Source organism: Lysinibacillus irui (genome assembly GCF_028877475.1).
Classification (GTDB): domain Bacteria; phylum Bacillota; class Bacilli; order Bacillales_A; family Planococcaceae; genus Lysinibacillus; species Lysinibacillus irui.
Window position 1 is genome coordinate 360,510 of sequence record NZ_CP113527.1, and the last position, 11,776, is coordinate 372,285.

The following is an 11,776-nucleotide window of genomic DNA, read 5'->3' on the forward strand; positions in this document are numbered from 1 at the left end:
TAGAAAATGTCGAATATAAAAAACTAGAATGTGTATTATTTATTTTCATTTAACTAAGGGTGTTGTGAATATACATAACCTTAAAGACTTCTATTATTAGAAGTCATCCTCTCAATGGAGGGATTAAAGTTAAGTGGAAATAAGGCCTCTGGCAGTTGTCACTGATCATTATGTAAATAATAGTATTACAAGGTGCAATGTATATTGAAAATTCGGAATTTTGACATATTTTATCTTCGCACAGTGGAAAACACCTCCTCTGTGGATGGTGGATCACCGATGTAATAAGTCGATTTTTTCACTATGGATTTAGTCTGAAGATAAAGCTCTGGCAGAAGAATCGGATTTTCAAAGGAATTGTATAATAAGACAATTCAAAATCCGGACGTAATCGCCCAGGAAAACTAATTCTGTTTACATTTATAGACTCTGTACCTATGGAATACGACTGGTACAATAGCCGAGGCATCATAGAGTATTTCAGGGGGTGTATGTAGTGGAGATTAAAAACTATATCGGTGGTAAATGGGTCACACATTCACATTTACAAAGTATAGCAGTGACGAACCCTGCAAATGGTGAGCAGCTTGCAACTATACCACGCTCAACTTCAAATGAGGTAGATGAGGCAGTTGCTGCTGCTAAGCAAGCACAAAAAAGCTGGGCACTTATACCAGCACCAAAACGTGCAGACTATTTATATGCCATCGGTCAAAAAATGAAAGAAAAAAAGGAATATTTGGCGACCGTTTTAACAAAAGAGATGGGCAAGGTAATCGAAGAGGCTAGAGGAGAAGTGCAAGAAGGAATTGATATGGCTTACTATATGGCGGGTGAAGGTCGAAGATTGTTTGGTGAAACAACACCTTCTGAGCTTGCCAATAAATTTGCCATGAGTGTAAGAGCACCAATTGGTGTTGTTGCACTTATTACACCGTGGAATTTCCCAGTAGCAATTGCTACGTGGAAGTCATTTCCTGCCATCGTTGCGGGAAATACATTCATTTGGAAACCATCGAACGAAACACCAATGATGGCCTACGAAATGGGCAAAATTTTTGAAGAGGTAGGCTTGCCAGATGGTGTAGCTAATATTGTGTTTGGTACAGGTCCTACAGTAGGGACGGCTTTAATTGAACATCCTGACGTCAAGGTTATTTCCTTTACAGGTTCTACTACAACGGGTAGTAAAGTAGCTGAGCTTGGTGGCAAGCATTTAAAAAAGATTTCTTTAGAGATGGGTGGAAAAAATGCAGTCATTGTTATGAATGATGCTGATCTACAGCTAGCTACAGAAGGGATTTTATGGAGTGCATTTGGTACTGCTGGACAAAGATGTACAGCATGTAGCCGAGTGATTGTGCATAAAGATGTAAAAGAACAATTAGAAAAGCGTCTCTTAGATGAAATGCAAAAGCTAACCATTGGGGACGGTTTAGATATGGGCGTTAAAATAGGACCAGTAATTAATAAAGCTGCACTGGAAAAAATAAATCACTATGTGCAAATAGGCAAACAAGAGGGTGCCACATTATTAGCAGGGGGCAGAATATTAAATGAACCACCTTACGATAAAGGATTCTATTATGAGCCAACACTGTTTACGAATGTGAAACCTGATATGATTATTGCCCAAGAAGAAATCTTTGGTCCAGTCGTTTCTTTGATTGAAGTGGCAAATTTAGAAGAAGCAATTGAAGTAAATAATGGCGTGAAATTTGGCTTATCCAGCTCAATTTTCTCGCAAGATGTGAATACAATTTTCCGCGCACAGCGTGACTTAGACACAGGTATTGTTTATGTAAATGCCGGCACAACAGGTGCTGAAATCCATTTACCTTTTGGAGGCACAAAAGGGACTGGAAATGGTCACCGTGATTCAGGTGTAGCAGCTCTGGATGTATACACAGAATGGAAGAGTATTTATGTAGACTACAGCGGTAAATTACAAAGAGCACAAATCGATACAGAGTAACAGATCAACGAAAGGGGATGTTCTTGATGAAAGTTGTTGTATTAGGTGCAGGTTTAATGGGTAAAGAGGTAGCTCGTGATTTAATAAAAAACGATAAAGTTGAGCGTGTGTATTTAGGGGATATCGATGTAAAAGTTGCACAGGATTTTGTAGACACACTAGATACAAATAAGGTTGAGGTTGTAGAGCTACACGCAGAACGTGACGATTCGTTAATGGACGTTATTTCGAAGGGTGATGTTGCCGTCAATGCATTGTTTTATTCGTTCAATGAGCGAGTAGCAAGAGCAGCCATTGAGGCAGGTGTACATTCCGTCGACTTAGGTGGTCATATCGGTGGCGTTACAGAGAAGATATTGGATCTACATGAGGAAGCCAAGGCAAAAGGTGTTACAATCATTCCTGACCTAGGTGTTGCTCCAGGCATGGTCAATATTCTAGCGGGGTATGGTGCCTCGAAATTAGATGAGGTCGAATCTATTAAACTATTTGTAGGTGGTATTCCAACTGAGCCAAAACCTCCACTCCATTATACACGTGTATTTTCTTTAGACGGCGTATTCGATCATTATACTGAGCCTTCCAAAACAATTCAGAAGGGCAAGCTTGAAGAAGTTCCATCCCTATCAGGCGTTGAACCTATTTATTTTGATGGTTTCGGTGTGCTTGAGGCATTTTATACATCTGGAGGCATCTCCACTTTGTATAAGACATTCCCAAATGTCCGCACACTAGAATATAAAACAATCCGCTATAAAGGCCATGCAGAGAAGTTTAAACTTTTAGCTGACTTAGGATTCCTTGATTCAGCAAATAAGGTAGAAGTGGATAATCAAGAAGTACCTGTCCGCGCAGTAGTACGAGAAGCACTTAAAAAGAAACTTGAACTGGGAACAAAACCAGATGCTGTACTATTACGTGTTATTGTAGCTGGTGAAAAAGCACAGCAACAAGTGACATATGAATATGAAATGGTTGTACGTAAGGATATGACCATCAATGAAACGGCAATGGCACGTGCAACCGCTAATACCATTTCGGTTGTAGCTCAAATGATTGGTGCAGGTGCTATTACAGAACATGGTGTATTCGCACCTGAAGCTATAGTGCCCGGTGCTACGTATATTGAAGAGATGGCTAAACGTGGCGTAGTGATTAAAGAGACATCTCATAAGTCTGCAATGATTGTGAAATGGTAGGTGCTAACCATGAACTTTGAAATGTCCAGTGAGCAAGAAATGCTACGAAAAACAGTAAGACAGTTTGTTGATGAGGAAATCATCCCCTATATTGCAAAATGGGACGCGGCAGGCGGCTTTGATGCTAAGATTTGGTCGAGACTTGCAGAACTTGGCTTAATGGGAGTTTGTGTACCTGAACAATATGGTGGAAGTGGTATGGATTATAACGCTCTTGCCATCGTTTGTGAGGAGCTTGAACGTGGAGATACGGCGTTTCGCACAGCCGTATCCGTCCATACAGGATTAAATAGCATGACCCTTATGCAGTGGGGGACTGAAGATCAAAAGCAGCGATACCTTGTTCCACAGGCAAAAGGTGTTCGTATTGGAGCATTTGGTCTTACAGAGCCAGGCGCTGGATCTGATGTAGCTGCTATGTCTACAACGGCTGTCCGTGATGGTGATCATTATGTCCTCAATGGACAAAAAACATGGATTTCCTTATGTGATATTGCAGATCACTTTATCGTTTTTGCTTATACAGACAAAGCGAAAAAACATCATGGTATTAGTGCCTTCATTGTAGAGCGTTCTATGGCTGGCTTTACATCAAAAGCGATTAAAGGTAAGTATGGTATTCGCGCTGGTAATACAGGTGAGCTCTTTTTTGAAGATTTACGTGTACCAATAGAAAACCGTCTTGGCGAAGAGGGTGAAGGTTTCAAAATTGCCATGTCTGCGTTAGATAATGGTCGTTTTACGGTAGCGGCTGGTGCAGTTGGTTTAATCCAAGCCTGTATAGAAGCTAGTGTGAAATACTGTCATGAACGAGAAACATTTGGCAAGCCAATAGGAGAGCACCAGCTCGTTGGGCGAATGCTTGCTAATATGGAAGCTGGCTATCAAATGAGCCGACTTCTTGTCTACCGCGTTGGAGAATTAAAAAACAAAGGTGTTCGAAATACAAGAGAGACATCTTTAGCAAAATGGCAGGCTTGTGATTTTGCTAATAAGGCTGCAGATGATGCGGTACAAATTCATGGTGCGTATGGTTATTCAGACGAATATCCTGTGGCTCGTTATTTACGAAACTCAAAAGCACCTGTTATTTATGAAGGAACGCGTGAGATTCATACCATTATGCAGGCTGATTATGTTTTAGGCAAACGTCTAGATAAGCCGTTAACTAAAATGTTGCCTAAATGGCCATTTGAAGAATAGAACGAGAGGGGAATTATTCCCTCTCGTCTTTTTTTTTGTGTGAAGCCCCTGTTAAAAAATTTCAGAAAAATGTAACTTTCCAACCTTTTGCTAGTCTAATTGGTAAACAAGTATATGAAGGGAAGGAAAAATGATGAAAAGTAAGTGGTTGGCAATTATGCTGATTGTCGTTCTAGCTATCGTGCCTGGCATTTTCACATGGACGATTACTACAGATGTTACTGCAAAGGCAGCAAGCACAAGTATGGCCGAGCAAAGCTGGCAAGCATCTTTTTCAGTTGCTTTAAAGAAAAACAAGATAACTAAAGACTATGTCTTTATTACAACAGAAATAGGTCAAAAAGTACCCGCAACAATTGAATTGCTAGAAGATCAGAAAACATTAGTTGTAAAGAAATTAAAACCAGGTAATTATCAATTACATGTGAAGAAAGAAGCATTCTCACAGGGGGGATTAAATGTCTCATCACAAGTTATTCCATTCACCATTATAGAGACGTTAACTGCTGTAAAATCTGAAAAAGAACTACAACAATATTTCAAAAAACTGTTGTCGACTCAAAGAGTAGGAATTAGAGAGGAAGAAAAAGCAGATAGTGCGACTAGTTCAGCGGTTGAAGATAATGCAACAGCTAATAACGAGTCTACGACCAATAATCAAGTAGAAGGGGTAGAAGAGGGTGATATTGTTGTCGTAAAAGAGGGCTTTATTTACAGTGCGAAAGATCAAAGCATCACAGTTGTGAATGCTAAAGACCCAAAAAATTTAAAATTGACTACGAGCATTAAACTGAAAGAATCACGATATATTTCTAAACTTGCATTATATGACAATTTATTAATTGCCATTGGGGATGAGTATATTGAAAAAGCAGGTACAGCCATGGTAACAGCCTCCTTTTATGATATTTCGAATCCAGGCAATCCAAAGCATGTACGAGATGTAGGGCAAGAGGGCTTTTTACAGGATATTCGCATTACGAAGGATACATTATATTTAATTGGTAATATGTATCCGAATTATTGGATGCTCCAAGAAGATGTAAAAGCAGATTTAAAACCTAAAACATTTGATAGTATGGTAGGCACAGCATACAAAAGTCTACCTTTAGAGAAAATCTCGATATTACCTAATACAATGGATGGTACTTATAGTTTAATTACAGCTGTTGATTTAAAAAATGGGGCTAAGACAACAGCCAATACAAAGGGGTATCTGGGTGGTAGTAGTGGTCTTTATATGTCGGAAAATGCTCTGTATTTAACGACTCCAATATATGAAAGCAATCATGCGGCTTCATCAGATAAACGTGCTATGGACATGATTTGGTTACCACGAGCAGCAGACACTCAAATTTTTAAGTGGAATGTAGATGGAACGACTTTGAACTTTGCTGGAAGTACGGAAGTAAAAGGAACCGTGTTAAATCAGTATTCAATGGATGAATACAAAGGCAATTTCCGAATCTTCACAACAGAGGGGAATACATGGGATGAGAAAAGTACTTCCTATAATCACCTCTTTATTTTAGATGAACATTTAAAAGCACTTGGTTCAGTGAAAGATATGGCACCTGGAGAAAAAATATATTCTGCACGTTTTATGGGGGAAAAAGCATATGTGGTGACATTTAAACAAGTAGATCCTCTGTTTGTCATCGATGTAGCCAACCCGAAAAAGCCTGCCGTACTTGGAGAATTGAAGATTCCTGGCTTTAGTAATTACCTGCATCCATTAGATGAGACACATCTAATTGGCATTGGTTATGATACAGAGCAACGCTATGATGCTTATACGAAACGTAATTTTACTGTGACAACGAATATGAAGATGTCACTTTTTGATGTATCAGACTACCGTAACCCGAAAGAGCAGTCGACCGTTAAAATTGGTGGGAAAGGGTCATACTCTGATGTCCAGTACAATCCAAAAGCACTTTTCCGTCATGAGCAATACAACTACTTTGGCTTCCCGGTAGTGCTGTATGAGGCAGGTAAAGGGGATGACATTGTTTACCAAGGTCATGGAGCTCAAATTTACGAAATTACTGCAGACAAAGGTATCGTATTAAAAGGGAATATTATCAATCGTTCTACGAATGAGCCATATGAAAATTGGGAGCAGGTTGTACAACGAGTTGTCTATATAGATGACGCACTGTATACAGTAGCGCGTAATGAGGTAAAGAGCTATCAATTAAATAACTTTAAGCCATTAGATACATTAACATTCAAATAGTAAGAAAAGTCCAATGAATCCCGTTAAAAATTCATTGGACTTTTTTAAATTTAATTGTTGGGAATAATACATCCTATTGGCGATAGGGCATAATCTCAGAAACTGTCACGAATTCATAGCCTTGCCCTTGTAAATAAGCTAACACCGCATCTAGTCCATCAGCAGTCGATTGATGAATATCATGCATTAGGACAATGGCATTATTGTGTAAATTATTTTTAATATTTGGCAGTAATTGCTGCGCATTGCGATGTTTCCAATCTAATGTATCAATTGTCCATAACACGACAGGAATAGGAATTTCAGCGTTAATCGTATCATTCGTTGCGCCATAAGGTGGCCTAAAAACTGTGGCACCGTGATTAATAGCTTTCTCGATTTCAGTAGCTGTAGAATTATACTCTTTCATTACTTGTTCTTGCGTAAGCTTTGTTAATACAGGGTGATTCCATGAATGGTTGCCTATTTCATGACCACGTGCAAGAACATCTCTGGCAATATCTGGATAATATTGTACACGACTACCGAGCATAAAGAAGGTAGCTTTTGCTTGGTACTTATCAAGGATATTTAATATTTGTTCTGTTACTTTTGGGTGGGGACCATCATCAAAAGTTAATGCTATACGCTTTTTATTGGGATCACCTGTAGGCGGTGGATTTGTTGGTTTTACATTTTCCATAGCGATTTGAAACTCTGAGGCTAACAATGGATTAATAAGCGAAAGGGGTAGTTTCACTATTGGGGCTCCGGCTGCTCCGCTAGCAATCTCATATTCATCGAAATAGAATTTCAAGGAATCGTCGACAATAGCAAAACGGTTGAAGTTCGACCATTTCGGCTCCGTTGCTTTCAATAATTCATCAGGAAAAAGCGCATCCTTTATTTGGAGGTTTTTTTGCAAATCTTTCCGTACATTTGCTGCTAATGTTGTTAAGTTGTTCTCATCATTTTGCAAGAGTGTTTGGATCGAAATTTGCTCGCCAGTTTCGTTATCAATAAAGAATGTTTTCGTTGAAATTTCATGATTAGCTCCACCTAGGTACAGCATTTTTGTTAGCACAAAGGAATAATAATGCTCTCGGTATGGAAAAGTTTCCAGACTAATATTTAATTCACCCATCGCTGCTTTTTCTTTATTTTTTTTCATAGATCCTAGATAGTTTTCTTTTGAATCCGATATGTATTGTAATACGGCATCATTAAAAACTTCGTTATCTGTTTGAGGGTAGTGAATAGCAAAAGGTGTTCGTTTATCATTAGAAACGTCTGTAACAATTCGTATACCTGGAAACGCAGAACTTTCTGTTGTTAAATTACTATTTACCGATTCTGTATCGGTTTCTTTTGAAGCACTAATCTTTTGAAACTTAAATTCATCCTTTGAAAGGATAATAACAAGTATAATGGTTGTTAAAGTTACAATAAGGCCCAGTAATAAAAAATCAATTATTGGACCACGTCTTTTTCTGCGTTCCTGCATGGTATTGGGTACGCTCCCCTCTTTTTTATTTTCTATACAATCAGACGTGTCAGCCATTAAAAAAGTTATATAAATCTATAAACTTTTAGTGTAAATTTATAGAAATTAATTTACGCCAATTTTCCTTCTTCAAGGTTTGAATAATATGTAGTTGTACTTCTTTTTAAGTGATTGTAAAATACCTACTGAAATAGAAGAACCCATGCTCAATAATTGTTAATCGATAATAAAATAAATTGAAAGAAAGCCAAAATTTAATACTGAAATTTTCAGTTGAGTTTTTATTGGCAGTTCGATAATATTGGCAAGGAACCTTTAGAAGGAGGCAGATAGCTGTAATGGTCTTACAAGAAGCGGATAATGAACTTACAATTGACTGTTTGTTACTTGCAGGGCGTATTATGATTGAAAGTGGTGCAGAAACATACCGTGTGGAGGATACGATGCTGCGAATGGCACATTCTCAAAATATGCCGAATGCTCAATGTTATGCCACACCAACTGGAATCATTTTTTCGTTAGGCAAAACTCAGCCAACGAGAATTACATCAATTTCCAGCAGGATGACAGATTTGCAAAAAATAGCCTTGGTAAATTCAGTATCTCGGAGACTCACATCTCACATCATAACATTAGAAGAAGCTTATGACGAGCTAAAGTCGATACAAAAAACAAATTATTTTTTACCAACGTATTTACAAGTTATAGCAGCTGCACTTGCAAGCGGTTGTTTCCTTATTATGTTTAAGGGAGGATGGTCGGATTTCCCTGTAGCTTGTTTAGCGGGTGGGTTAGGTTTCCTAGTGCTTGTGATAATCAACCACTTAACAAGGGTTAAATTTTTCTCTGAATTTACGGCATCACTTGTTCTCGGCTTTGTTGCCTTCTTAGCAGTAAAGTATGGATATGGTAATGAATTGGATAAAATAATTATTAGTTCTGTCATGCCACTCGTACCAGGTATTTTAATAACCAATGCAGTTCGTGATTTAATGGCGGGGCATTTTATGTCAGGGATGGCAAAGGGAGCAGAGGCCTTTTTAACAGCCTTTGCCATCGGTGCAGCCATTGCCGTCACTCTAGGGTTTTAGGAGGCGGACAATATGGATATGATGGACATTATTATACAAATAATTGTAAGTTTTTTTGCGACTGCTGGAATTGCCATTATTTTTAACGTTCCTCGAAAAACACTCCTTCATTGTGGTCTTGTTGGAGTAATTGGCTGGATAATTTATTTTGTGTTAACAGAGCAAGGCATGGATGTTGTCAAAGCTTCTTTCTTTGGCTCGTTTGTCATTGCTATAGTGGCACATTTATATGCTCGCCGATTTAAAATACCGATGATTATCTTTATTGTAGGTGGAATTATACCGTTAGTGCCCGGGGGTATGGCTTATAATGCCATGAGAAATGTGGTAGAGGATGATTATTTACAAGGCTTACAATATGGCTTAAAGGCATTTTTAATTACAGGTGCGATAGTGATTGGACTTGTCTTTGCTGAAGTAATTATTCAACTTATTTTCCGTTCAGTTCGTTCAAGTAAGGTAAAATTACAAAAGGTCTATAAAAAGTAAAAGGAGGCTGCGTTTATTTTTCAACGCAGCCTCCTTATTCACTTATTTTTGCTTACTAAGTAAATCCTCAATTTCATCTGGTGTAACAGGCTTACTAATATAATACCCTTGAATTGCATCACAGCCATAAGTAATTAATAAATCAGCTTGCTCAGCGGTTTCAACACCTTCCGCTACAACTTTCAGTTCCATAGATTTCCCTAGCTGTACCATACCGTGCATAAGCTTTTGGGTCTTTTCAGATTTTAATAGTGAATTCGTAAATGTTTGATCAATTTTTAAAGTATCGATTGGTAAAATTTGCATATATCTAAATGAACCATAGCCAGTTCCAAAATCATCTAAGATGAAGGAGATGCCTTCGTTTTCAAGCTTGCGCATTTGTTGTGCAATAGAAGTTGCAGCTTCGGCTTCTAAAGCAAATTTTTCGGTAATTTCAATTTGTAGTAGATTTGCCGGACAACCAGTTTTTGTGATCATTTCAAGAATGGATTTAGCCATATTTTTATCACGAAACTCTCGTACAGAAGAGTTAATTGATATTTTTAGATCATGTCCAGCTTTTTTCCAAAGCAATGCCTGCTCACAGGCTTTTTCGAGCATAAAGGAGCCAATGTTGTTAATCAGACCTGTTTCTTCTGCAATAGGAATTAACTCGTCAGGTGAAACAACCCCAATTATCTCGTCTTCCCAGCGTACGAGTGCTTCAACTGCTGTAATTTTCCCAGAATAAACATCAATTTGTGGTTGATAGAGTACCTTTAAATTCTTTTGATCTAGTGCTTGAAGTAAACGCTTTTCAATTAAAGCTTTACGATTTAAAGCTTTATGTGTTGCTGTTGATAAGGAAACAATTTTGTCTCCACCAGCTTCACGCACCGTAGAAATGGTAGCAATAGATGCTTTCATAAGCTGAGAGAATGTTGTTTGATCCTCTGGGTATCTTGTGATGCCACCACTAATAGAAATTGGTACTGCAATATTGCCGCTATAAATAGGATGCTGCTGTAAGTAGGATAAAAAGCCTTGAATAAACCACTCACTTAAAGGTGTGATGACAACAAAATCATTTTCATTTATTCGAGCCATCGTACTATCTTGGAAATACATTTTTATACGATTTGTAAATTCAATAATAAGGCTTTGCTCTATTTGTTGATCATGTAATTCTTTTAGCGTATAGAATTTATCAATACTTAAATAAACAAAAGAAAAGTGTCTTTCGTCATCAATCATAGTGGTAATTACTTTTTCAAGGCGATGCGCATTCATCAACCCTGTTTCTGTATCAATATAAGCGATTTTTTCCAATTGATGTTGGATGGTCTTCGATTTAGTAATATCCTTTTCAATTAAGAAAAATTGTTGTTCATTTGTTTCAAGATTAAAGGTAGGGATAGCTGTTAGCAGTACCCAATAAGATTGTCCCGTTTTTGTAATTTTTTCAACTTCCCCCTGCCACGTATGACCGTTGTTTAAATTACGCCAAATAGTATTGCTAACTTTTTCACTTTCATCATTATCAGGGAACAATTGCCAAAATGTTTTACCGATAACACGCTTAGGTGTCCATTGGCTTGTTTTTAGAAATTCATTATTACATTCTAAGATAAAACCATCTTGATCGAGTGTTACAGTCATGAATGTAGCGTCTAAACCTTGCTTGAGATTTACAAATGTAGTGCAATCTGAAACAGCATTTGTCATTAATTCTGGTAGCATAAATATCATTAGAATAAAGCGCTCTCCTTCTTCTATAAAAGGCTTAGCAAGCAAAGCTGTCGTCAGTTCCATATTTGAGGTTGTCTGTACTGTAATTTTATCTAGATACGTGCTGTCCTCATTTTGTAAAATAGATTGAAATGTTTCTACAGGGAGCTGGCGTAGTAGATTTTCGTGTATAGATGGAGTAGTATTTCCTTTAACATCATTTACTGATAATTCAATCAGATGTTCAGCGCTCTTTCCCCAGATAGTCGCTTGTCCATCTTGATTGATGATAATTGCAGGAAAAGGAAGTGAATTTAAATAATGTTCATCAATCGTAAACGATTTATGCATGTGACTCATGATTATTCGATCTCCTTGGGTAATCAA

At 37.8% G+C, this 11,776-nt stretch carries 8 protein-coding genes; 6 read left to right on the forward strand and 2 right to left on the reverse strand.

From position 1 onward, the window contains the following. Positions 1–496: 496 nt before the first annotated feature. The 4 genes from OU989_RS01820 (at position 497) to OU989_RS01835 (ending at position 6,616) form a co-directional block, all read left to right on the forward strand. Positions 497–1,975: an aldehyde dehydrogenase family protein gene (locus OU989_RS01820; RefSeq protein WP_274795414.1), complete on the forward strand. Its 1,479-nt coding sequence runs from the start codon at positions 497–499 to the stop codon at positions 1,973–1,975. A 26-nt stretch (positions 1,976–2,001) separates the two neighbouring features. Then, entirely contained in the window at positions 2,002–3,174 is a 1,173-nt protein-coding gene (locus tag OU989_RS01825; RefSeq protein ID WP_274795415.1) for a saccharopine dehydrogenase family protein, read from the forward strand. Between the two features lie 9 nt (positions 3,175–3,183). Beyond that, a complete protein-coding gene (locus OU989_RS01830; RefSeq protein WP_274795416.1) occupies positions 3,184–4,377 on the forward strand; it encodes an acyl-CoA dehydrogenase family protein in 1,194 nt (397 codons plus the stop codon). A 130-nt stretch (positions 4,378–4,507) separates the two neighbouring features. Beyond that, on the forward strand, positions 4,508–6,616 hold the full coding sequence (locus tag OU989_RS01835) for a beta-propeller domain-containing protein (RefSeq protein ID WP_274795418.1): 2,109 nt from the start codon (positions 4,508–4,510) through the stop codon (positions 6,614–6,616). 73 nt (positions 6,617–6,689) lie between these two features. On the opposite strand, the gene OU989_RS01840 is transcribed toward OU989_RS01835, so the two are convergent. Then, positions 6,690–8,099, reverse strand: coding sequence for a polysaccharide deacetylase family protein (locus OU989_RS01840; RefSeq protein ID WP_274795419.1), 1,410 nt, complete (start codon positions 8,097–8,099; stop codon positions 6,690–6,692). Between the two features lie 338 nt (positions 8,100–8,437). On the opposite strand from OU989_RS01840, the gene OU989_RS01845 reads away from it, so the two are divergent. Together OU989_RS01845 and OU989_RS01850 are read left to right on the forward strand one after the other, a co-directional pair. After that, positions 8,438–9,190, forward strand: coding sequence for a threonine/serine exporter family protein (locus tag OU989_RS01845; RefSeq protein WP_274795420.1), 753 nt, complete (start codon positions 8,438–8,440; stop codon positions 9,188–9,190). Between the two features lie 21 nt (positions 9,191–9,211). After that, entirely contained in the window at positions 9,212–9,679 is a 468-nt protein-coding gene (locus OU989_RS01850; RefSeq protein WP_274797256.1) for a threonine/serine exporter family protein, read from the forward strand. 42 nt (positions 9,680–9,721) lie between these two features. Here the strand turns inward: OU989_RS01850 and OU989_RS01855 are convergent, their stop codons facing one another. Continuing rightward, positions 9,722–11,749, reverse strand: a complete 2,028-nt coding sequence (locus tag OU989_RS01855; protein WP_274795421.1) for a GGDEF domain-containing phosphodiesterase — start codon at positions 11,747–11,749, stop codon at positions 9,722–9,724. Between the last annotated feature and the right edge of the window lie 27 nt (positions 11,750–11,776).